The sequence below is a fragment of the Bradyrhizobium sp. CCGB20 genome, from assembly GCF_024199855.1.
Lineage (GTDB): Bacteria > Pseudomonadota > Alphaproteobacteria > Rhizobiales > Xanthobacteraceae > Bradyrhizobium.
Map to the genome: position 1 here is coordinate 1,928,154 of NZ_JANADN010000001.1, position 20,462 is coordinate 1,948,615.

The window sequence follows — 20,462 nt, forward strand, 5'->3', positions numbered from 1 at the left end:
GACGAGGAGATACCGAGATGAGCAACAAGACCCAGTCCACCGAAGGTGCCATGGTCGAATACGTCACCGCGATGATCGGCGGCCAGCTGTTCGGCCTGCCGATCTCCCGCGTCCAGGACGTGTTCATGCCCGAGCGCGTCACCCGCGTGCCGCTGTCCTCGCGCGAGATCGCGGGCGTGCTGAACCTGCGCGGCCGCATCGTCACCGTGGTCGACATGCGTTCGCGCCTTGGCCTGCCCAGGGACGAGGACGGCAAGACCCCGATGGCGGTCGGCGTCGACCTGCGCGGGGAATCCTATGGCCTGCTGATCGACCAGATCGGCGAGGTGCTGCGCCTGCCCGAGGCCGGCATGGAAGAGAACCCCGTCAACCTCGATCCCCGCATGGCCAAGCTCGCCGGCGGCGTCCATCGCCTCGACGGCCAGCTCATGGTCGTCCTCGACGTCGATCGCGTCCTCGAGCTCGCGCCTGAGATGATGGCGGCCTGATACGGCGGCATCGCCGTTGACGGACTTGCAATTGGAAGTGCCCCCGCAAAGGGGAGGAAGCAGAGGTTCACATGCGAACTTGTCTCGTCGTTGATGATTCCAGCGTCATCCGCAAGGTTGCGCGCCGGATCCTGGAGGGCCTCGACTTCCAGATCCTCGAAGCCGAGGACGGTGAGAAGGCCCTGGAGGCCTGCAAGCGCGGCTTGCCCGATGCGGTGCTGCTCGACTGGAACATGCCCGTGATGGACGGCTACGAATTCCTCGGCCATCTCCGGCGCATGCCCGGCGGCGACCAGCCGAAGGTGGTGTTCTGCACCACCGAAAACGACGTTGCGCATATTGCACGCGCGTTGCATGCCGGCGCCAACGAATACATCATGAAGCCCTTCGACAAGGACATCGTGACGGCGAAATTCCAGGAAGTCGGACTTATCTGAGCGAACTCCCGGAGGCTGAACGGATCCTTCGGCGATTGTTTTCAACTGAACCGTTTCAGTCTGAGTTGGTGAGTAATGAGTGTTGCGTTCGCGGGTAATTCGACCACTGGCACGTCGCGAGACGCCGGGCCGCTGCGAGTGATGGTCGTTGACGACTCCGTCGTCATCCGTGGCCTCATCTCGCGCTGGATCGGTGCCGAGCACGACATGGAGGTCGCGGCCTCGCTGCGCACCGGGCTCGAAGCGGTGAACCAGCTCGAACGCATCAACCCTGATGTTGCCGTGCTCGACATCGAGATGCCCGAGCTCGACGGCCTCTCGGCGCTGCCGCAACTGCTGGCGAAGAAGCGGGATCTCGTCATCATCATGGCCTCCACGCTGACCCGCCGCAATGCGGAGATCAGCTTCAAGGCGCTGTCGCTCGGCGCCGCCGACTACATTCCGAAGCCGGAGTCGACGCGCGAAGCGTCGGCCGCGGACATCTTTCATCACGATTTGATCCAGAAGATCCGCCACCTCGGTGCACGGCTGCGCCGCAAGCCCGCGGTCGCGAGCCCGCCGCTGGCGCCCGCGAGCCCTGCTGCACCGGCTGCACGTGCACCCGCTATCGCGCGGCCTGCTACGCCCGCAGCGGCTCCGCCCATACATGCCCTGTCGTCAGGCCCGCTGACCACGCGCCCGTTCTCGGCCCATGCACCGAAGGTGCTGCTGATCGGCTCCTCGACCGGCGGTCCGCAGGCGCTGATGGCGCTCGTCACCGAGCTCGGGCCGGTGATCGACCGCTTCCCGGTGCTGATCACCCAGCACATGCCGCCGACCTTCACCACCATTCTCGCCGAGCATCTGGCGCGCGCGAGCCGCAAGCCGGCGGCCGAGGCGGTCGACGGCGAGCCGGTGAAGGCGGGACGGATCTACCTCGCACCCGGCGGCAAGCACATGCGTGTCGTGCGCAGTGGCGCGGACGCGGCGATCGCGCTCGATGACGGTCCCGCCGTCAATTTCTGCAAGCCCGCGGTCGATCCGCTGTTCACCTCCGCCATCGACATCTGGCATGGCAACATCCTCTCGGTGATCCTGACGGGCATGGGCTCGGACGGCATGCGCGGCGGCAAGGATATCGTCGCTGCCGGCGGCAACGTGATCGCGCAGGACGAAGCCTCCAGCGTGGTCTGGGGCATGCCGGGCGCGGCGGCCAATGCCGGCATCTGCGCGGCGATCCTGCCGCTCAACCAGATCGGCGCCAAGGTCAACCGCCTGTTCGCGGGAGACCGCTCGTGACGCCGGTTGACTACGAGTATCTGCGCAAGTTCCTGAAAGAGCGTTCCGGCCTCGATCTCTCCGCCGACAAGCAGTACCTGGTCGAGAGCCGGCTGCTGCCGCTCGCCCGCAAGGCGAGCTTGCCCGGCATTCCCGATCTCGTGCTGAAGATCAGGAACGGCGACGGCCGGCTTGCGACCGACGTGGTCGAAGCGATGACCACCAACGAGACCTTCTTCTACCGCGACAAGATCCCGTTCGATCACTTGCGCGAAACCATCCTGCCGGGCCTGTTGCAGGCGCGCGCCGCGCGCAAATCGCTGCGCATCTGGTCGGCGGCGTCGTCGACCGGGCAGGAGCCCTATTCGATCGCGATGTGCGTGAAGGAGATGGGCGCGGCCTTCGCCGGCTGGCGCATCGAGATCGTCGCCACCGATCTGTCGCAGGAGGTGTTGGAGAAATCCAAGGCCGGCATCTACAGCCAGTTCGAGGTGCAGCGCGGCCTGCCGATCCAGCACCTGGTGAAGTATTTTACACAGGCCGGCGAGCTCTGGCAGCTCAATCCCGACATTCGCGCGATGGTGCAGTTCCGCCAGCTCAATCTGCTGCAGGACTTCTCCCATCTCGGCACGTTCGACGTGATCTTCTGCCGCAACGTGCTGATCTATTTCGACCAGGACACCAAGGCCGTGATCTTCGAGCGCATGGCGAAGGGCATGGAAGCCGATGGTACGCTGTTGCTGGGGGCTGCCGAATCCGTCGTCGGCATCACCGATGCGTTCCGCCCGATCACTGAGCGCCGCGGCCTCTACCAGCTCAACCCCGCGCGCTCGGGACGTCCGATGGGCGGATTGATGCCGCCATCGTTGAAGGTCGCAGCTGCAAGGTGATTTTTCTTCCTTCTCCCCTTGTGGGAGAAGGTGGCGCGAAGCGCCGGATGAGGGGTTGCTTCAGCAAACTCCAATGCGAGATGTGTGTGAGGATAGAGACCCCTCACCCGTCTCGCCGCTATCGCGGCGAGCCACCCTCTCCCACAAGGGGAGAGGGAAAGAACGCACCTCACAAAATCGCATGCGGCAGAAATCGCGAGCGGTTGCCCGTGATCGGGCTTTCGTCTTCGCGGATCGATAACCCGCACGGCTCGTGGTTCACCAGCCAGCTTCCTACCACCGCATAGAAACCCGAAAAATTCGGCAGCGGCGACAATGCCTGCCGCACGAAGCCTTCTGCGCCGTAGGGGCCGGCCTGCTCGTCGAGCGGCATGCCACCTGAGACCAGCGTGACATTGGCGCCTTCGCGCGACAGCAATGGCTTGCGCACGTAGGATGTTCCGAGCTCGGCGGCACGCGGATCGTCCTCGAAGAAGGCCGGCAGCAGATTGGGATGGTTCGGAAACATCTCCCACAGCAGCGGCAAAATGCCCTTGTTGGAGAGCACCGCCTTCCACGGCGGCTCGATCCAGCGCGTCGGCGCGCCCGTGAGCTTGGCGCCGAAGGCGTCCTGGAACATCCATTCCCAGGGATAGAGCTTGAAAGCGAGCGCGATGTCGTTCTCGCCGAGATCGACGAAGCCGCCGCCCTCGTCGCGCCAGCCGATCTGCTCGATGTCGAGCAGCGTGGTCGGGAGTCCCGCCTGGCGTGCGGTGTCCTCGAGATAGGCGAGCGTGCCGGCGTCCTCTTCGTTGCCGGTGGTGCCGGTGAGATGAACATGGCGGCCCGCGGCAATCTCCTTCCATGCCGCGATCAGCCGCTCGTGGATGGAGTTGAACTGATCGGCGCGCGCGGGGACGATGCGGCGTTCGATCGCCTGTTCGAGCCAGGTCCATTGAAACACCGCGGCCTCGAAGATTGAGGTCGGCGTGTCCGCATTATATTCGAGCAGTTTTGCCGGCGACTGTCCGTCGAATTTCAAGTCGAGCCGGCCATAGAGGCTGCGGTCGTCACGTTCCCAACTCTCGGCGATCAAGCTCCAGAACGCTTCCGGTATCTTCAAGCGACGCAGATGGCGCTCGTCACCGATGACGCGGCCGGCAAGCTCCAGGCACATCGCATCGATCTCGCCGGTCGGCGTCTCGATGCCGCGTTCGATCTCGTCGAGCGTAAAACCGTAATAGGCCCGCTCGTCCCAATAGCGTTCGCCGCCGATGGTGTGGAAGGCGAAGCCGCATTGCGCGGCGGTCTCTCGCCAGTCGTCGCGCTCGAGGCAGGTGATGCGTTGCATGGATCAGCCGCCGCCCGAGAAGCCGTGCCCGAACGAACCGAAGCCGCCGCGGCTCACGCTGCTATGGCCCGAGTCGGATGACGTGCCCGACGAGGAATGGCCGGAGGAATCGCTGCTGTAGTAGCTCGATCGCGACGACGAGCCCGATCCGCCGCTGCCGCCCGAGGAGCTGCTTCTGCTGCTGCTGCACGCGGTGCTCGTCTGCACCGCCGGATCCGCCCCGGGAGGAGGGGGCTCGCAACTCGTCCGCGGCATCAGCGTGTAGGCGGTGGTGCCGACCGCGAGCGTGCCCATCACCAGCAGCGCGACATGGCCGGATCGCTTCACTGGCGGCCGCAAGGGCGGCGGCTCGGCCGGTAGCCGGCGCTTGCCGAACTCCTTTTTGGAGGGTTTGTCGGCCATGTCAGTAGATCATGCAGGCGGCGTTCAGCAGGCCCGCCGCGAGTGAGGACAACCCGAGCCAGATGGCCGGCGCAAGCTCGCCTGCGGCTATCCGCGCCGACAGGTTCGGCACCGGCACCTTGACGAGAAAGAACACGATGACCTGCACGATGAGCGCGATCGTCGCCCAGATCAGGCAGTCCAGCACATTGGCCGAATGCGCGATCGCGCTGACCAGCGGCGCCACGAAGCCGAGCAGGCTGAGGCCGAGCGCAATCGCGGCGGCCGGCTCGTTGTCGCGGATCAGCTGGAACTCGTCGTGCGGAGTGATGCGGGTATAGACGAACAGATACGCCACGATGGCGATCAGGCCGGTGCAGAAATAGACCAGGAAGGCGGGCAGGCCGGCAAGTGATTGCAGGATCATCGTTCCCCCATCGTGCAGCGACCATTCGTCGGCAGGGGAAGGATAGCGGTTCAATGCCGGGAGGACGATGAGGCCGCGTTCGCGTCCCCAAAAAACAAAACCCCGCCATTTGCGGCGGGGTCCAGGCTGGGAGGAGCGAGCCCCGGGGGCTCGCGACGTAAACCCAGGGATCAGGCGGGAATGCGCTCTTCGTGCTCGTGCGGCTCGCGCAGCACGTAGCCGCGGCCCCACACGGTCTCGATGAAGTTGCGGCCTTCGGAGGCATTCGCGAGCTTCTTGCGGAGCTTGCAGATGAAGACGTCGATGATCTTCAGCTCCGGCTCGTCCATGCCGCCATAGAGGTGGTTGAGGAACATTTCCTTGGTGAGGGTCGTACCCTTGCGGAGCGAGAGCAGCTCCAGCATTTGGTACTCCTTGCCGGTCAGATGCACGCGCTGGCCGCCGACTTCCACCGTCTTGGTGTCGAGGTTGACGACGAGGTCGCCGGTCTGGATGACCGACTGGGCGTGACCCTTGGAGCGGCGCACGATCGCGTGGATGCGGGCCACCAGCTCGTCCTTGTGGAAGGGCTTGGTCATGTAGTCGTCGGCGCCGACGCCGAGACCCTTGACCTTGTCCTCGATGCCGGCGAGGCCGGAGAGGATCAAAATCGGTGTCTTGATCTTGGAGACCCGGAGCTGCTTGAGCACGTCGTAGCCGGACATGTCGGGCAGGTTGAGGTCGAGAAGAATGATGTCGTAATCGTATAACTTACCGAGATCGACGCCCTCTTCCCCCAAATCGGTCGTGTAGACGTTGAAGCTCTCAGACTTCAGCATCAGCTCGATCGACTGCGCGACGGCGCTGTCATCTTCAATCAGCAAAACGCGCATGCCAGTTCCCCATAGTCGCCGCTCCCGGGCGTCAGGTCGGCCGCATTCGCGGCACTCAACAAAACGCCTTTGAACAACTGATTCGGATCCTGACAACAGATGGTTAACAAATCCTGATTCTGGAACGCAAGTCCCCCCGGTGCAATTTTTGTCGAATCGCCCTAAGGTCTTGCGCGTGAAGCAGCTTTCGTCACCCAGCTCCGTTCAAGTTCCACTTTAAGAGACGGGCCTAACCGACTCCCGCGACTCAGCCTTCTTCTGAAGGGGAGTCACGCTCAGTCACAAAGACAGTGACGCAATGATTAACGATGCGGGTAAACACGAAGTTAAGCGCCGTTCAGAAATATGGCGAAACTTAAGGGTTTGCCACGATCGCCCTGAGGATGAAGTCGTCCCCCTTATGAAGGCTCTCTTATGAAGGCGCTTGCCGAACAGATCGGCGATATCGACGGCGTCAATATTTACGGCCGCGTGGTCGGCGTTCGCGGCCTGATGGTCGAAGTGGCCGGACCCATTCACGCGATGTCGGTCGGTGCGCGGCTCGTGATCGAGACCGGCGCGAACCGTTCCATTCCCTGCGAGGTGATCGGCTTCTCCGGCAACAACGCTGTCGTGATGCCGTTCGCCGGCCTCGATGGCGTGCGTCGCGGCTGCAAGGCCGTCATCGCCAATGCCGCCAATCAGGTGCGTCCGTCATCGGCCTGGCTCGGCCGCGTCGTCAACGCGCTCGGCGAGCCGATCGACGGCAAGGGGCCGTTGCCGCAGGGCCCGGCGCCGATGCCGTACCGCAACTCGCCGCCGCCGGCGCATTCGCGCAAGCGCGTCGGCGCCCCGCTCGATCTCGGCGTGCGCGCGATGAACACGTTCCTGACCTGCTGCCGCGGCCAGCGCATGGGCATTTTCGCGGGGTCCGGCGTCGGCAAATCGGTGCTGCTGTCGATGCTCGCGCGCAACGTCGATGCCGCGGTCAGCGTCATCGGGCTGATCGGCGAGCGCGGCCGCGAGGTGCAGGAATTCCTCCAGGACGACCTCGGCGAAGAGGGCCTGGCGCGTTCCGTCGTCGTCGTCGCAACCTCGGACGAGCCGGCGCTGATGCGCCGACAGGCGGCGTATCTCACGCTCGCGGTCGCCGAATATTTTCGCGATGAAGAGAAGGACGTGCTCTGCCTGATGGACTCGGTGACGCGTTTTGCCATGGCCCAGCGCGAGATCGGCCTGTCGGCTGGCGAGCCGCCGACCGCCAAGGGCTATACGCCGACCGTGTTCACCGAGCTGCCGAAGCTTCTGGAGCGCGCAGGGCCGGGCCTGGGTGAGGGCGCCATCACCGCGATCTTCACGGTGCTGGTCGACGGCGACGACCATAACGAGCCGATCGCGGATGCCGTCCGCGGCATCCTTGACGGCCATATCGTGATGCAGCGCTCGATCGCCGAGCGCGGACGCTACCCCGCCATCAACATCCTCAAATCCGTCTCCCGCACCATGCCGAAATCGGCCGACCCGCAGTTCTGGCCGACCATCCAGAAGGCGCGGGCGGTGATGGCGACCTATGCCGACATGGAGGAATTGATCCGGCTGGGCGCCTACCGGGCCGGTTCCAGCCCCGAGGTCGACGAGGCGATCCGGCTGCACGAGCCGCTGGAAGCGTTCCTGAAGCAACGCAAGGACGAAAATGCATCACTGGCGGACGGCTACCGCCAGTTGGCGCAAATCCTCGGCAATTTGGAAACGGAACGCTAACTTTGTCCCGTCATCATCCGACCCCACAGAGTAGCAGAGCCGGTCTTGGCCCCCATCGGGCCTTCGGGGAGACCGGTGTCGTCCCACGCGCAGCCAGGGGACTTCTGGGGAGTATGAGTCGATGAAGTCACGAGATACCCTCATCCGCCTGAAGAAATTTCAGGTCGACGAGAAGCGCCGCCGGGTCACCCAGATCGAGACCATGATCGCCGACTTCCAGCGGATGTCGACCGATCTTGAGCGCGAGATCTCGACCGAGCAGGAGCGTGCCGGGATCAACGATCCCTCGCATTTCGCCTATCCGACCTATGCCAAGGCCGCGATCCAGCGCCGCGAGAACCTGACCCGCTCGGCCGACGAGCTCAAGGGCCAGCTCGACGAAGCCAAGGCCGCTTTGGCCGAGGCCTTCGAGGAGCTGAAGAAGGTCGAGCTCCTCGACGAGCGCGACCAGGCCCGCGAACGCGCCGAGGAAAACGCCCGCGAGCAGGCCGACCTCGACAGCATCGGCCTGATGCGCGCCCGCATCGGCGCCGTCGCCTGAAGACGCAGCCAGCGGCCAGACCGCCGAGAATTTGCAAAACCCGGACCCGCAAGGTCCGGGTTTTCGCATTTGCTATCCACAGTGTGGCGCCCCGCCCCTTGGTGATGGGCTTTGCCGCGCGCTATGGTAGCGGGGTGCCAGGGCCTGCGCGGAACGCGACAGGCCCGCGTGTGGGGGACTGAATGCTGACGCCAGCAGAGCTGGTCGGGCTGATCGGGGAGGTCGCCAAGGGCGACCAGGCCGCTTTCGAGCGCCTCTACGCCGCCACGCGCGCGAAACTCTATGGCGTCGTGCTCCGTATCTTGCGCCGACAGGATCTCGCAGAGGAGGTCATTCAGGAGACCTACGTCAAGATCTGGAACAGCGCCGGCCAGTTCAACTCGGCCTTGTCGTCGCCGATCACGTGGATGGCGTCGATCGCGCGCAACCGCGCCATCGACATCGTACGCAAGAAGACGGAAGTCTCCATCGAGGAGGAGCCGCAGGCGATGGAAGTCGCTGGCGACAGCCCCGATCCGCTGGCGCGGAGGGAGATGACCGAGGAGTTGAAGCGGCTCCTGGAATGCATCGGCCGGCTCGAGCCGGACCGTCAGCGGCTCGTGCTTCTCGCCTATTACAACGGCTGGAGCCGCGAGCAATTGGCGGAGAAATTCGCCGCGCCCGTCAACACGGTGAAGACGTGGCTGCGGCGCAGCATGTTGGATATCCGCGAGTGCCTCGGATTATGAGGGCTCGCACTGTGAGGGTGGTTCTGGACTGCAAGTGATGGCCTACACGGAGGACCATATCGCGCTCGCCGCGGAATATGCGCTCGGTACGCTCGACGCCGACGAGCGCGCGCAGGTCGAGACCATGATGGCCGTAGACAAGGCGTTCGCCGAAATCGTGCAGGCCTGGGCCTACCGGCTCGGCGTCCTCAACCAGATGGTCGGTTCGGTCGAGCCGCGTCCGATCGTGTGGGAGAACATCAGGGCCGAGCTCGCGCGGACGGACTTTGCGCAGGACACGCCTGCGCCGGAAGCTTCGCCACCGCCACCTGTGCCGGAGCTTTCTTCGTTCGACACCGCGCCGCCGGACTTGCCGTCCGAGGATGTGAAACCACTCGAGGCGCAGCCTCCCGAAGCCGAGCAGCCTGAAACGGTGCGGCCGGCGTCCGATGCGCTTCCCGACGTCGCGCCGATATTCATGCCGCAGGTTCATGCGCCCGATCCTGAAGTCGCGCGCGCGCCGCCGCCGCCGGTCGCCGACAACAGCAACGTGATCCGGCTCGAGAGCCGGGTGAAACGCTGGCGCACGATCGCATCCGCCGTCGGGGCGCTCGCGGCCGCGCTGCTGGTGACGCTGTCGCTTCAGATCTTCCAGCCCGATGCGCTGCCGGGCAGCTTGCGTCCGGCGCCGCGCATCCAGACGGTGGAAGTGAAGACACCGGCGCCGCTTGCGGCGTCGTCGCAATATGTCGCGCTGTTGCAGGGCCAGGGCGGCGGCCCCGCCTTCATCCTCACCATCGACGGCGCGACGCGGAATTTCACCGTGCGCAAGGTCGGCGCGACCCCGGAGGCCGGCAAGAGTTTTGAGCTCTGGCTGATCTCCGACAAGCTGCCGCGTCCGCGCTCGCTCGGCGTGATTGGCGCGGGCGATTTCACCGCGCGCCCGGTGCTCGGCTCCTTCGATGCCGACGTCGTCAATGGTGCGACCTACGCCGTCACCGTCGAGCAGGCCGGCGGCTCGCCTAACGGCCAGCCAACTTCGGCGCCGGTGTTTACCGGCAAGCTGATCGAGACCGTGCCGCCTTCACAACCGCAGGTTCCGGCGAAGAAATAGGGGCCGTAGCCCGGATGGAGCGCAGCGCAATCCGGGACCGTCGCGCCGCTCGACGCGCCCCCGGATTTCGCTTCGCTCCATCCGGGCCACGAGGCCTTCATCTGTCGCCGCGGTCCACCCCGTCGTCGCAATCCGACAAATCCCGCTGAATCCGCCCCTGATTTGAACCTCCATCCATTTCGCGGCGTCAAATGCCCGGATTTTGCAGTCGGCGCCGCCGAACATGGTGCCGGAGAGGGGCTAGAAGTCAGATGGATGCAGCAAGGACGCCGGGCATCTTCGTCCACCAATATGCGGGTCTGCCGCACGGTCCGGCCTTCGAACATTGGCGCGAGCGGGCCTTCGGCTCCTGCGGCCTCGACATCGGGCCGAGCCATGGCGACAGCATCGATTGCCGGCTCCAGATCAGCGTGGTCGACAATATCGCGTTGGCCATTCCCGAAGGTGCCTCCGCGCAATATTCGCGCAGGCAGAGCCATCTCGCCGACGGCAGCGACGATCTGGTCCTGATCGCCGCGCATGCGGGTCTCGTCCGCGTCGGGCAGAACGGCCATACCGTCGAGCTTGCGCCCGCGCAGATGGTGCTCGTCGACATGGGCGTCACCGGCACCGTCGGCCACACCGACGAGGATCGCTTCACCACCATTCGCATGCCGCGCCGCGCGCTGCTCGACATCAATCCGCGCGCCGAGGACAAGCTGTCGCAAGTGCTCTCGGATGGCGCGGTCGCCGAGACGATCTTCCGCTACCACGCACTCGCCGCCCATCACGCGCCGCATCTGGACGCCGTCGGCCAGCGCCTGACCGCGCAGCACATGGTCGACCTCGTCGGCCTGCTGCTCGGCACGGACGCGGAGCATGCAAGCCTTGCGCGCGGACGCGGACATGCGGCGGCCCGTCTCGATCTCATGCGTGCCGACGTGATGGCCGCGCTCGGCCGCAACGATCTCTGTCTGTCCGAGATCGCGACGCGCTCGGGGCTCAGCCCGCGCCAGGCGCAACGCCTGTTCGAGCAGGCCGGCACGACCTTCACCGAATTCGTGCTGGAGCAGCGCCTGGTGCTGGCGCGCAAGCTGCTCGCCGATCCCCGCGCGAGAGCGCGCAAGATCAGCGACATCGCGCATTCCTCGGGCTTCTCCGATTTGTCCTATTTCAACCGCGCCTTCCGCAAGCGTTTTGGTGCGACGCCATCGGAACTGCGCGACGCCTGAGCCGCGATTTTGTGCAGCGGCGCGGCGCCGCCGCGGTTGGTCAATCCGGGCGAATGAGCTATATCTGCCCGTGCGGGCAGGCCGCTGAAATTCTCGAGACAACGCAGTAAACGGACATGGCGCGTATCGTCGTGCTCGGCGCCGGGTTTGCAGGTCTGTGGGCGGCCATCGGCGCCGCGCGTAAGCGCGACGAGATCGGCGCGGCCGGCCGCGACATCGAGATCCGCGTCGTCGACCGCAATCCCTACCACAACATCCGGGTGCGCAATTACGAGGCCGACCTCAGCGAGGTCGCGCTGCCGTTGCCGCAACTGCTCGATCCGATCGGCGTCACTCATGGCATTGGCGAGGTCGAAGCCATCGATCCGGCACGGCGCGAGATTTCACTCGTCACGAGCAGCGGCGAGGAGGTGCTGAGCTACGACCGCCTCGTGCTGGCGCTCGGCAGCGAAGTGATGCGTCCCGCCATCCCCGGCCTTGCCGAGCATGCCTTCGATGTCGATACCTATGCCGCCGCGCTCCGCCTCGAAGATCATCTCGTCTCGCTCGGACACAGCGCGCCCTCGCCGGGACGCTCGACCGTCGTGGTGGTCGGCGCCGGATTCACCGGCATCGAGGTCGCGGCCGAGATGCCCGACAGGCTGGCGCGCGCCGGCATCACCGGCAGCCGCCGCATCGTCCTGGTCGATCCCAATCCTGCGGTCGGCGCCACCATCGGCGCGCATGCGCGTCCCGTCATCGAGACGGCGTTGTCGTCATTGGAGGTCGAGACACGGCTTGGCGTGCGCGTCGTGTCGGTCGAGGCCGCCGGCATGCGCCTGAGCTCGGGCGAGTTCATTCCGGCGCAGACGGTGATCTGGTGCGCCGGGATGCGCGCGAGCCGGCTGGCCGAGAGTTTTGCGGGCGCGCGCGATCGGCTCGGGCGCCTGCTGGTCGATCCCTTCATGCGGGTTGCGGATATCGAGGGCGTGTTCGCGGCCGGCGACGTTGCCTCGAGTGTGGTCGACGGACTGCATCCGACCGTGATGTCCTGCCAGTTCGCCCGTCCCATGGGCCGCTTCGCCGGCCACAATGTGGTGGCCGATCTCGCCGGCCAGCCGATGCTGCCGCTGCGGATCGACTGGTACGTGACCGTGCTCGATCTCGGTGGCTGGGGCGCGCTCTATACGGAAGGGTGGGATCGCGAGGTTCGCACCACCGGCGCGGCCGCAAAGGCGACCAAGCAGACCATCAACTGCAAGCGCATCTATCCGCCGCTGACCGGCAGTAAGGAAGAATTGTTCGCCGCGGCCGCGCCAACCGTGCAGGCGCCGCCGCCGACTTATGGGGCGCGGTAGCCCAAGCAAATATTCGGTGTCATCGTCCGCCTTGTGCGCAATTGCGCACCGGGGCGGACGATCCAGTATTCCAGAGACGGCAGTGAAATACGGCGAAGCCGCAGCGTACTGGATTCCCCCGCCTTCGCGGGGAATGACGGTGGAGTTTGTGGAGGAATGTCCGCGCTACACCAGCATAAACATACCCCAGACATGAGAAAGCGCCCGTGGGGGGCGGGCGCTTTCTGTAGTCGACTTGGGGTTGGGGTCGTCTACATATCCACGTGGCGACTTTGGGGGGCTGGTAAAGAGCCGCGTGAATTCCTGAAACTCGTAAATCTCCTTAGCGAACGAGGGACGCGTTCGAACTGGTGATCGCGACCGGCTTGCCGGCCTTGATGACGCGGGCGGTCTGGGTCAGGCCTTCATCCGAACCCGTACGTGCCGTGATGCCGAAGCCAGCAACCACGATCCCTGCGACGAGCGCCACGACCACAATTTTCAAGTGGGTCGAGCGATCCGCGCTGTAGATCGAATGGTTCATGGAAGCCTCCTGCCGCCACCTACCCGAAGTAGTCGCCAGCCTGTTCAGGCAGGTTCATGCTTCCGGTGCCCAACAACCTAGTATTGGGGGGATTCGTTCCCAAGGGGCGATCACAAGAGCGTGAAAGGACGTGAAAGGTCGCGATCAAAAGGCGACCCTTGTTCGTGCAATTTCGTAATTATTTCAAAGCTGTAATGTGCCTGCGCGGCGCCTTGTCGGCATCTGGTCGACAAGGCGCCAGGAACTCAAAAACCATTTGCCTGTGGCTGAAAAACACACGGGTTCTTAAGGCAAATCAGACGCTTCCGACCGTTTTCAGTCTCGCCCTGGGGTGGATCTCGGCCTGCGACAACACCGTCGTCTGGGCCCGGAACCGCTCGACCAGGGAACGCACGAAGGGACGAATTGCCGCGGAGGTGACCAGCACCGGGGCCTCGCCCTCGCGGGCGGCCCGCTCGAAGGCTTCGCGCACGGCGGTCATGAATTCCGACAGCTTGGAAGGCTGCATGGCGAGGCTGCGCTCCTCGCCCTGGCCGATGATGGATTCGGCGAAGGCCTGCTCCCACCGCGCCGACAGCGCGATGAGCGGCAAATAGCCGGCGTAGGAGGTGTTCTGCGCGCAGATCTGGCGGGCGAGGCGGGCGCGGACATGCTCGACCATGGTCGCGGGATTGCGCGAGAAGGCGAGCGAGTCGGCGATGCCTTCGAGGATGGTCGAGAGATCGCGGATCGAGATGCGCTCGGCGAGCAGCAGCTGCAGCACGCGCTGGATGCCGGAGACCGTGACCTGTCCCGGAACGATGTCCTTGACCAGCTCGCTCTGCTCCTTCGGTAGCTCCTTGAGCAGCTTCTGCACCTCGCCATAGGAGAGCAGGTCCGACATGTTGGCCTTGAGCAGCTCGGTGAGATGGGTCGAGAGCACGGTCGCGGCGTCGACGACGGTGTAACCCTTGAGCGAGGCTTCTTCCTTGAGGCTGGCATCGACCCAGGTCGCGGGCAGGCCGAAGGTCGGCTCGGTGGTGTGGATGCCGGGCACCTGCACCTGGCTGCCGCCGGGGTCCATGACCATGAACTGGTTCGGCCAGATCTTGCCGGTGCCGGCGTCGACCTCCTTGATCTTGATGATGTAGGTGTTGGCTTCGAGCTGGACGTTGTCGAGGATGCGCACGGCGGGCATCACGAAGCCCATCTCGATGGCGAGCGAACGGCGCAGCGCCTTGATCTGCTCGGTGAGGCGGTCGGTGCCGTCGGGCCCGTTGACCAGCGGCAGCAGCGCGTAACCGAGCTCGATCTTGAGGTCGTCGATCTTGAGCGCGGCCGAGATCGGCTCCTCGGCTGCGGCGGCACCCGGCGCGCCGGGGGCACCGGCCGCGGGCGCGGCCTTGGCGGCTTCCTCGGCCTTGGCCGTCACGCGATTGCGGTTGCGGGCGTTCCAGGCGAGCGCGCCGGCGCCGGCGCCGAGCGCCAGGAAGGGGAGGGTCGGAATGCCTGGCAGGGCGGCCAGGACCAGCATGACCGCCGATGACATCGCGAGCGCCTGCGGATAGCCGGAGAACTGCTTCATCAGCGCCTTGTCCGCGGCGCCGGAGACGCCGGCCTTGGAGACGAGCAGGCCGGCCGCGGTCGAAACGATCAGCGCCGGCACCTGGGTGACGAGGCCGTCACCCACGGTCAGCAGCGTGTAGCTGCGGCCGGCGTCGGCGAACGAGAGGCCCTGTTGCGCCACGCCGATGATCATGCCGCCAACGATGTTGATGAAGACGATCAGAAGGCCGGCGATGGCATCGCCCCGAACGAATTTGGAGGCACCGTCCATGGCGCCGAAGAAGCCGCTTTCGTCCTCCAGCTCCTTGCGCCGGTGCTTGGCGACCGTCTCGTCGATCAGGCCGGCGCCGAGGTCGGCGTCGATCGCCATCTGCTTGCCGGGCATGGCGTCGAGGTGAAAGCGCGCGGCGACTTCGGCGATGCGGCCCGAACCCTTGGTGATGACGACGAAATTGACGATGATCAGGATGGCGAAGACGATGATGCCGATGACGAAATTGCCGCCCATCACGAAGCTGCCGAAGGCTTCGATGACATGACCGGCGGCCGCCGTGCCCTCGTGCCCGTGCGACAGGATCAAACGGGTCGAAGCCATGTTGAGCGAGAGGCGCAGCATGGTCGAGATCAAGAGGACGGTCGGGAAGGCTGAGAATTCCAGCGGCGTCTGGATGAACAGCGACGTCATCAGGATCAGGATCGAGAGCGTGATCGAGATCGCCAGGAACAGGTCCAGCACGATCGCGGGCAGGGGCAGGATCAGCACCACCAGGATGGTGAGGACGCCGAGTGCCAGCGCGATGTCGCCGCGCTTGAGAATTGTGACGATGTCGTTGAGGGAGGGGATGCCGGGCCTGGCTGCGCCTACGCCCTGTCCCGCGGTGACGTCGACCATGGTAGCTGCCTCCCCGCGCGACTGCCGTCCGCGCGCCCCAAACGTCTGCGCGGCGGCCGAAGGGCCGCCGTTCCGAAAGTGAGGCACCGCACTGGCGTCCACAGGGGATCCCCCGTTCTACGCGGCCGACGACACTCGACTTCACCCGGCAATTTTTGCCCGGTGTATGGTTAGCAAAGGGTTAACGGCGGGTGCGGCAAGAGTGCGGGGAGGGGTGTTTCGGGGACCTCCAGATGTCATTCCGGGTTCGGCTCTTCGAGCCGCCCCGGAATGACGGAAGGGCAAGCCGTCCTACTTCGCCTTCTCCATCTTCGTCACCGTGTACCCCGAAGCCGCCTCCTCGGCGTCAAAAGTCACCTTGTCGCCGACCTTCACCTGCTTGAGCAGAGCGGGGTCCTTGACGCGGTAGACCATGGTCATGGGTTCATCCATGCCGAGGCTTTTCGCCGGTCCGTGCTTGAGCGTGATCTTGCCGGCGCCCTCGTCGATCTTCTTGACCTCGCCGCTGATCGCGGCGCCCTGGGCCGCGAGGGTGCCAGTGGCGAGGCCCACGGTCAGCGCCAGCGCAGCAGTGATTCGGATGATGCGGTTCATAGGAGTCTCCCTCGTTACTTCACTTCACGGTGACGTGGCCGACCATGCCGTAGTCGCGGTGGTCGGGAATCAGGCAGGAAAATTCGAACGTGCCGGCCTTGCTGAACTTCCAGAGGATCTCCGCCGTCTTGCTCGGTGCGAGCCTGACACCGTTGGGATCGTCGTGCTCCATATGCGGATGCTTCTTCATCTGCACCGCATGCGCGAGATTCTCCTTCGTGGTGGCGAGCAGGAATTCGTGGTCCTCCTTGCCGACATTGCGCAGCACGAAACGGATCTGCTCGCCGCGTTTGACCTCGATCCTGGAGGGTGCGTAGTCCATCTCGTTCAGCAGGATCTCGATCGTGCGCGCGGGCTTTTTGGGATCGCCGGGCTCGCCGGCCGAAAAGGTGCCGTGCCCGTGCTGGTCGTGGGCAAAGGCCGGCGCGGTCGAAAGCGCGGACAGCGCGAGGCCGAGCCTGATCGTCTTCTTCATTTTGTTCTCCAGTTGGTGGTTCATCGAAACGCTCACATCTTCATGTTCTTCATCGGTGGACCGCCTGGTTTCTGTCGCGTCGGCTCTGCGGCCGGCGGCGTGACCTCGTAGGCGACGGTGCCTTGCGGGAATTGGTAGGGGCCGGGATCGCGGTAATCGTCGCGGGCGAGGTCCTCGCGGATCTTCATCACCGTGAACATGCCGCCCATCTCGATCGGGCCGAACTGGCCGGTGCCGGTCATCATCGGCAGCGTGTTGTCGGGCGCCGGCATCTCCATGTTGCCCATCGCCATGCCGGTCGAACCCATGGCCATGCTGTCAGGCGCGAGCTTGCCGACGGCCTTGGCGAGATCCTTGCGCGATACCCCGATCAGGTTGCGCATGTCGTGCCCCATCGCATTCATGGTGTGATGCGATTTGTGGCAGTGGAACGCCCAGTCGCCGGGATTGTCCGCGAGCACGTCGAACACGCGCACCGCGCCGACGGGCACATCGGTGGTCGTCTCCGGATATTGCGCGCTCTCGGGAATCCAGCCGCCGTCCGTGCAGGTCACCGCAAAGCTGTGGCCGTGCAGATGGATCGGATGGTTGGTCATGCTGAGATTGCCGATGCGCACGCGCACCTTGTCGCCGAGCCGCACTGGCAGCGGATCGATGCCGGGAAACACCCGCGCATTCCAGGTCCACATGTTGAAATCGGTCATCTCGTTGACCTGCGGCAGATAGGTGCCGGGATCGACGCGGTAGGTGCTCATCACGAAGACGAAGTCGCGGTCGACGGGACGGAAGCCCGGATCGCGCGGGTGCACGACGACCATGCCCATCATGCCCATCGCCATCTGCACCATCTCGTCGGAATGCGGGTGGTACATGAAGGTCCCGCTCTTCTTCATCTCGAACTCGTAGACGAAGGTTTTTCCCGGCTGGATGTGCGGCTGGGTCAGCCCGCCGACGCCGTCCATGCCGCTGGGAATGATCATGCCGTGCCAGTGCACGGTGGTGTATTCGGGCAATTTGTTGGTGACGAAGATGCGGACCTTGTCGCCTTCGACGGCCTCGATCGTCGGGCCCGGCGACTGGCCGTTATAGCCCCACAGATTCACCTTCATGCCCTCGGCGAACTCGCGCACCACGGGCTCGGCGACGAGATGGAATTCCTTCCAGTCGCCGTTCATGCGGAACGGCAACGACCAGCCGTTGAGCGTGACCACGGGGCGGTAGTCCGGGCCGCTGATGGGGTGCAACGGCGGCTGCATCACCACCTTGTCCATGTGAGGCGCCTCCGGGATCGAGGCCGCCTGCGCCCGGCCGCTGACGACGGATGCGCTGGCTAGCGCGGCAGTGCCCAGAAATCCCCGGCGTGAAAACATGTTGGTCTCCATGTCAGTGGCCGCCATCAGCAGGCGCTGCCGCGGCGATCGTGGTTGCATTGTCGCCGCCGGCCGCAGGCACGCCGCCGCCATTGACGGCGGTCTGCAGGTCGGATTGGGCGAGGAAGAATTTTTGCCTGGCATCGATCGCGCCGCGCAGCGACGCCAGGCGCTGCCGCGCTTCGGTGAGCAGCGCGAAAATATCGACCTGCATGCTGGAGAAGCGGAGCTGCATCTCCTCCGTGATGATCTTGCGCAGCGGCAGGATCTCGCGCTGGTAGTGGCTGGCGATGTCGTAGCTCGAGCGGTAGACACGATAAGCATCGCGCGCCTCGGAGCGCACATTGACGGCACGCTCGGTCAGCCGATTGAAGGCGAAGTTGTAGGTTTCGGCCGCCTGCCGCACCCGCACCTCGCCGCCGTCGAAGATCGGGATCTGGAATTGCACGTCGAAGCCGCGCTCGCGGAACGGCGGGCCCTCCGGATCCTGGGTGCGGCGGGAGATGCCGGCGAGATCGAACAGGGTGACGAAGCGCGTCGCCTCGGTGAGGTTGAGTGACTTTGCCAGCGCCGTCAGCTCCAGCCGCGCGATCTGCAGATCGATGCGATGGGCGACCGCGTCGGCTTCGATCGAGGGCAATGCATGGGGCCGGCGCGGCAGCGGCGGCAGTTGATTGGGCAGACGGAAGTCGAGCCCGCCGTCCCATAGGCCCATCAGGCGCGCCAGCCTTTCGCGCGCGCTCGTTGCCGCCTGCCGCGCGGTGGCGAGGTCGGCCGTGGTCTCGGCGTAAAACACCTGCTCGCGGGCCTGGTCGAGCTTGTTGAGCGAGCCGGTCTCGCCGAGCTTGACCGCAAGCTGGGCAGTCGATTCTGCCGTCGCCTTCGCGTCGGTGAGCAGCACCACCATTTCGTTGCCGGCGACGGCACGGACATGGGCGCGCCGGACATCGGCGGCCAGCCGCAGCGTCGCCAGCGCCGCGCGCAATTGCGCCTGACGAAAACGCTCGCGGGCGATGTCGGAGCGGAACGGCAACGTCGCCAGCGCGAGGATGTCGCCGACCACCTGGCGCTCGATCTCGCTGGCGCCATTGCCCGAGATCCGCGAGATCGAGAACACGGGATTGGGCGGCAGGCTCTGCTCGACGAGATCGGTCTCGGCCAGTGCCAGCTCGTTATAGGCGGCTTGCAGACCCTTGTTGTTGAGCAGCGCAACCTGCACGGCGGCCTCCGTGCCCAGCGTCCGCGACAGCAACTGGCGAACACGCGTGTCCACCGCGCCGGCTCCCTCCGCCGTGCGCACGAAGGCGACGTCCTTGTTGATGGTCTGGCTGGTCAGCTCCGCGACCGCGTTCATGCCGCCGTCGGGCGAGAACGCGGCGCAGCCAGAGAGGCCCAACGCGGCGAGACCGAGCAGGCTGCGCGCGAGATGATGTGCCATGGCGCGCTCCTACCGGTCTTGCTTCGGCTGCGGCGCGACACTGTCGTTGCGGTCGCGCCAGGGTGCCGGCGTCGCGGGCCGCAGGCTGTCATAAGGCGCGATCGTCGACCGGTATCCGGCACGTGCCACTTTTGCCGCGGGATCGGCAGGATCCGCGCCGGCGACGTGTGTCGTTGCCGTCATGCAGCCGGACAGCCCCAGCGCAACCAAGGCCAGCAGCGGCCAATTGAATAGAAAGTGTCTTCCACGCGCCGCGGATGCGGCGGCGGACTTCGCCCCGGAAAGCGTAAGCATCTGTCATCCCTGATCTGTCCTGGAGACCACAGGTTCGCGCGCGCAGACGCGCGCTCGGCCTGACGTCGTCGCGTCAGATCAGGCGATGGGAGGACGGTAGTGCAGGGGCGGCGCCGCGCTGTGCAGGCTGGCCGTGATCTCGGGCGCACAGGCGGAGACGGGCTGAAGCGGCTTGGCGACGCTGGGCAGATCGGCCGGCAGGGCGCTCACGCACATCATCGCGCAGCAGGGGCCGGCGTGGCCCTTGCCGTCATGCTGATGCGGGGCGGGCTCGTCCTGCGCGGCAGCCTGGTGATGCGCGTGCATTTCCGCGTGGTCATGCGACACGTCGCCATGCATGTGGCCGTCCTGCATCTGATGATGCGCCGGCACGAGGTCCGCAAGGCGCGAATCGTCGAGGCACGGCGCAGCGCCGTTGCCCCAGGCAAGTGCCGCTGCCGGCGCGAGCACGCAGAACAGATAGGCGAGGGCAACGAGGCGCCCCACCCTGATCCGCATCGATCGCGTCAATTGCAGCAACATACCGTCGACATGCCCTTCGCGCGGCAATGTTGCACACGCAGATTGCAAACTAATGGCAAAGTGCGATTTCGCCAAGC

General features: G+C 65.4%; 22 protein-coding genes. 10 read left to right on the forward strand and 12 right to left on the reverse strand.

Annotated features, from left to right (window positions below; genetic code table 11):
- The first annotated feature begins 17 nt into the window (after positions 1-17).
- The 4 genes from NLM15_RS08800 (at position 18) to NLM15_RS08815 (ending at position 3,072) form a co-directional block, all read left to right on the forward strand.
- Complete coding sequence (locus tag NLM15_RS08800) at positions 18-488, forward strand: chemotaxis protein CheW (protein WP_254116546.1); 471 nt, start codon at positions 18-20, stop codon at positions 486-488.
- A gap of 71 nt (positions 489-559) precedes the next feature.
- Positions 560-925, forward strand: coding sequence for a PleD family two-component system response regulator (locus tag NLM15_RS08805; protein WP_007600538.1), 366 nt, complete (start codon positions 560-562; stop codon positions 923-925).
- Positions 926-1,000: 75 nt separating this feature from the next.
- A complete protein-coding gene (locus NLM15_RS08810) occupies positions 1,001-2,203 on the forward strand; it encodes a chemotaxis response regulator protein-glutamate methylesterase (protein WP_254116547.1) in 1,203 nt (400 codons plus the stop codon).
- Complete coding sequence (locus NLM15_RS08815) at positions 2,200-3,072, forward strand: protein-glutamate O-methyltransferase CheR (RefSeq protein WP_254116548.1); 873 nt, start codon at positions 2,200-2,202, stop codon at positions 3,070-3,072. Before NLM15_RS08810 ends, NLM15_RS08815 begins: the two co-directional genes overlap by 4 nt.
- A gap of 169 nt (positions 3,073-3,241) precedes the next feature.
- Here NLM15_RS08815 and NLM15_RS08820 read toward each other — a convergent pair whose 3' ends face one another.
- The 4 genes from NLM15_RS08820 to ctrA form a co-directional block, all read right to left on the reverse strand.
- Positions 3,242-4,402 (reverse strand): glutathionylspermidine synthase family protein, encoded by a 1,161-nt coding sequence (locus NLM15_RS08820; protein WP_254116549.1) that lies wholly within the window; start codon positions 4,400-4,402, stop codon positions 3,242-3,244.
- A gap of 3 nt (positions 4,403-4,405) precedes the next feature.
- A complete protein-coding gene (locus NLM15_RS08825; RefSeq protein WP_254116550.1) occupies positions 4,406-4,804 on the reverse strand; it encodes a hypothetical protein in 399 nt (132 codons plus the stop codon).
- 1 nt (position 4,805) lies between these two features.
- The gene (locus NLM15_RS08830; protein WP_254116551.1) at positions 4,806-5,210 is read right to left on the reverse strand and encodes a DUF350 domain-containing protein; all 405 of its coding nucleotides are present in this window, start codon (positions 5,208-5,210) and stop codon (positions 4,806-4,808) included.
- A gap of 170 nt (positions 5,211-5,380) precedes the next feature.
- The gene (gene ctrA, locus NLM15_RS08835) at positions 5,381-6,082 is read right to left on the reverse strand and encodes a response regulator transcription factor CtrA (RefSeq protein ID WP_008138878.1); all 702 of its coding nucleotides are present in this window, start codon (positions 6,080-6,082) and stop codon (positions 5,381-5,383) included.
- A 414-nt stretch (positions 6,083-6,496) separates the two neighbouring features.
- On the opposite strand from ctrA, the gene fliI reads away from it, so the two are divergent.
- The 6 genes from fliI to NLM15_RS08865 all read left to right on the forward strand — a co-directional run bounded on the left by fliI (position 6,497) and on the right by NLM15_RS08865 (position 12,732).
- Positions 6,497-7,822 carry a flagellar protein export ATPase FliI gene (gene fliI / locus NLM15_RS08840; protein WP_254116552.1) on the forward strand — a complete coding sequence of 442 codons (1,326 nt, stop codon included), beginning with the start codon at positions 6,497-6,499 and terminating at the stop codon, positions 7,820-7,822.
- Positions 7,823-7,943: 121 nt separating this feature from the next.
- The gene (fliJ, locus tag NLM15_RS08845; protein ID WP_254116553.1) at positions 7,944-8,363 is read left to right on the forward strand and encodes a flagellar export protein FliJ; all 420 of its coding nucleotides are present in this window, start codon (positions 7,944-7,946) and stop codon (positions 8,361-8,363) included.
- Positions 8,364-8,545: 182 nt separating this feature from the next.
- Positions 8,546-9,091, forward strand: a complete 546-nt coding sequence (locus NLM15_RS08850; RefSeq protein ID WP_254116554.1) for a sigma-70 family RNA polymerase sigma factor — start codon at positions 8,546-8,548, stop codon at positions 9,089-9,091.
- Positions 9,092-9,128: 37 nt separating this feature from the next.
- Positions 9,129-10,184 (forward strand): anti-sigma factor domain-containing protein, encoded by a 1,056-nt coding sequence (locus tag NLM15_RS08855; RefSeq protein WP_254116555.1) that lies wholly within the window; start codon positions 9,129-9,131, stop codon positions 10,182-10,184.
- A gap of 251 nt (positions 10,185-10,435) precedes the next feature.
- The gene (locus NLM15_RS08860) at positions 10,436-11,395 is read left to right on the forward strand and encodes an AraC family transcriptional regulator (protein ID WP_254116556.1); all 960 of its coding nucleotides are present in this window, start codon (positions 10,436-10,438) and stop codon (positions 11,393-11,395) included.
- Positions 11,396-11,511: 116 nt separating this feature from the next.
- Positions 11,512-12,732, forward strand: coding sequence for an NAD(P)/FAD-dependent oxidoreductase (locus NLM15_RS08865; protein ID WP_254116557.1), 1,221 nt, complete (start codon positions 11,512-11,514; stop codon positions 12,730-12,732).
- Between the two features lie 322 nt (positions 12,733-13,054).
- Here NLM15_RS08865 and NLM15_RS08870 read toward each other — a convergent pair whose 3' ends face one another.
- From NLM15_RS08870 to NLM15_RS08905, 8 genes are all read right to left on the reverse strand, one after another.
- A complete protein-coding gene (locus NLM15_RS08870) occupies positions 13,055-13,255 on the reverse strand; it encodes a hypothetical protein (protein ID WP_254116558.1) in 201 nt (66 codons plus the stop codon).
- 295 nt (positions 13,256-13,550) lie between these two features.
- Positions 13,551-15,692 carry a flagellar biosynthesis protein FlhA gene (gene flhA / locus NLM15_RS08875; protein WP_254116559.1) on the reverse strand — a complete coding sequence of 714 codons (2,142 nt, stop codon included), beginning with the start codon at positions 15,690-15,692 and terminating at the stop codon, positions 13,551-13,553.
- 291 nt (positions 15,693-15,983) lie between these two features.
- Positions 15,984-16,286, reverse strand: coding sequence for a copper-binding protein (locus tag NLM15_RS08880; protein WP_254116560.1), 303 nt, complete (start codon positions 16,284-16,286; stop codon positions 15,984-15,986).
- A gap of 19 nt (positions 16,287-16,305) precedes the next feature.
- Positions 16,306-16,761: a cupredoxin domain-containing protein gene (locus NLM15_RS08885; RefSeq protein ID WP_254116561.1), complete on the reverse strand. Its 456-nt coding sequence runs from the start codon at positions 16,759-16,761 to the stop codon at positions 16,306-16,308.
- Positions 16,762-16,793: 32 nt separating this feature from the next.
- Complete coding sequence (locus NLM15_RS08890; protein ID WP_254116562.1) at positions 16,794-18,131, reverse strand: copper oxidase; 1,338 nt, start codon at positions 18,129-18,131, stop codon at positions 16,794-16,796.
- Between the two features lie 13 nt (positions 18,132-18,144).
- A complete protein-coding gene (locus NLM15_RS08895; RefSeq protein ID WP_254116563.1) occupies positions 18,145-19,569 on the reverse strand; it encodes a TolC family protein in 1,425 nt (474 codons plus the stop codon).
- A gap of 9 nt (positions 19,570-19,578) precedes the next feature.
- Positions 19,579-19,863 (reverse strand): hypothetical protein, encoded by a 285-nt coding sequence (locus NLM15_RS08900; RefSeq protein ID WP_254116564.1) that lies wholly within the window; start codon positions 19,861-19,863, stop codon positions 19,579-19,581.
- A gap of 78 nt (positions 19,864-19,941) precedes the next feature.
- Positions 19,942-20,361 carry a hypothetical protein gene (locus NLM15_RS08905; RefSeq protein WP_254116565.1) on the reverse strand — a complete coding sequence of 140 codons (420 nt, stop codon included), beginning with the start codon at positions 20,359-20,361 and terminating at the stop codon, positions 19,942-19,944.
- Between the last annotated feature and the right edge of the window lie 101 nt (positions 20,362-20,462).

Excerpts from the sequence above, each read along its gene's own strand:
- NLM15_RS08800 (WP_254116546.1), top strand. The coding sequence starts at position 18 with ATGAGCAACAAGACCCAGTCCACCGAAGGTGCCATGGTCGAATACGTC.
- NLM15_RS08805 (WP_007600538.1), top strand. The coding sequence starts at position 560 with ATGCGAACTTGTCTCGTCGTTGATGATTCCAGCGTCATCCGCAAGGTT.
- NLM15_RS08810 (WP_254116547.1), top strand. The coding sequence starts at position 1,001 with ATGAGTGTTGCGTTCGCGGGTAATTCGACCACTGGCACGTCGCGAGAC.
- NLM15_RS08820 (WP_254116549.1), bottom strand. The coding sequence starts at position 4,402 with ATGCAACGCATCACCTGCCTCGAGCGCGACGACTGGCGAGAGACCGCC.
- NLM15_RS08825 (WP_254116550.1), bottom strand. The coding sequence starts at position 4,804 with ATGGCCGACAAACCCTCCAAAAAGGAGTTCGGCAAGCGCCGGCTACCG.
- NLM15_RS08830 (WP_254116551.1), bottom strand. The coding sequence starts at position 5,210 with ATGATCCTGCAATCACTTGCCGGCCTGCCCGCCTTCCTGGTCTATTTC.
- ctrA (WP_008138878.1), bottom strand. The coding sequence starts at position 6,082 with ATGCGCGTTTTGCTGATTGAAGATGACAGCGCCGTCGCGCAGTCGATC.
- fliI (WP_254116552.1), top strand. The coding sequence starts at position 6,497 with ATGAAGGCGCTTGCCGAACAGATCGGCGATATCGACGGCGTCAATATT.
- fliJ (WP_254116553.1), top strand. The coding sequence starts at position 7,944 with ATGAAGTCACGAGATACCCTCATCCGCCTGAAGAAATTTCAGGTCGAC.
- NLM15_RS08850 (WP_254116554.1), top strand. The coding sequence starts at position 8,546 with ATGCTGACGCCAGCAGAGCTGGTCGGGCTGATCGGGGAGGTCGCCAAG.
- NLM15_RS08855 (WP_254116555.1), top strand. The coding sequence starts at position 9,129 with ATGGCCTACACGGAGGACCATATCGCGCTCGCCGCGGAATATGCGCTC.
- NLM15_RS08860 (WP_254116556.1), top strand. The coding sequence starts at position 10,436 with ATGGATGCAGCAAGGACGCCGGGCATCTTCGTCCACCAATATGCGGGT.
- NLM15_RS08865 (WP_254116557.1), top strand. The coding sequence starts at position 11,512 with ATGGCGCGTATCGTCGTGCTCGGCGCCGGGTTTGCAGGTCTGTGGGCG.
- NLM15_RS08870 (WP_254116558.1), bottom strand. The coding sequence starts at position 13,255 with ATGAACCATTCGATCTACAGCGCGGATCGCTCGACCCACTTGAAAATT.
- flhA (WP_254116559.1), bottom strand. The coding sequence starts at position 15,692 with ATGGTCGACGTCACCGCGGGACAGGGCGTAGGCGCAGCCAGGCCCGGC.
- NLM15_RS08880 (WP_254116560.1), bottom strand. The coding sequence starts at position 16,286 with ATGAACCGCATCATCCGAATCACTGCTGCGCTGGCGCTGACCGTGGGC.
- NLM15_RS08885 (WP_254116561.1), bottom strand. The coding sequence starts at position 16,761 with ATGAAGAAGACGATCAGGCTCGGCCTCGCGCTGTCCGCGCTTTCGACC.
- NLM15_RS08890 (WP_254116562.1), bottom strand. The coding sequence starts at position 18,131 with ATGTTTTCACGCCGGGGATTTCTGGGCACTGCCGCGCTAGCCAGCGCA.
- NLM15_RS08895 (WP_254116563.1), bottom strand. The coding sequence starts at position 19,569 with ATGGCACATCATCTCGCGCGCAGCCTGCTCGGTCTCGCCGCGTTGGGC.
- NLM15_RS08900 (WP_254116564.1), bottom strand. The coding sequence starts at position 19,863 with ATGCTTACGCTTTCCGGGGCGAAGTCCGCCGCCGCATCCGCGGCGCGT.
- NLM15_RS08905 (WP_254116565.1), bottom strand. The coding sequence starts at position 20,361 with ATGCGGATCAGGGTGGGGCGCCTCGTTGCCCTCGCCTATCTGTTCTGC.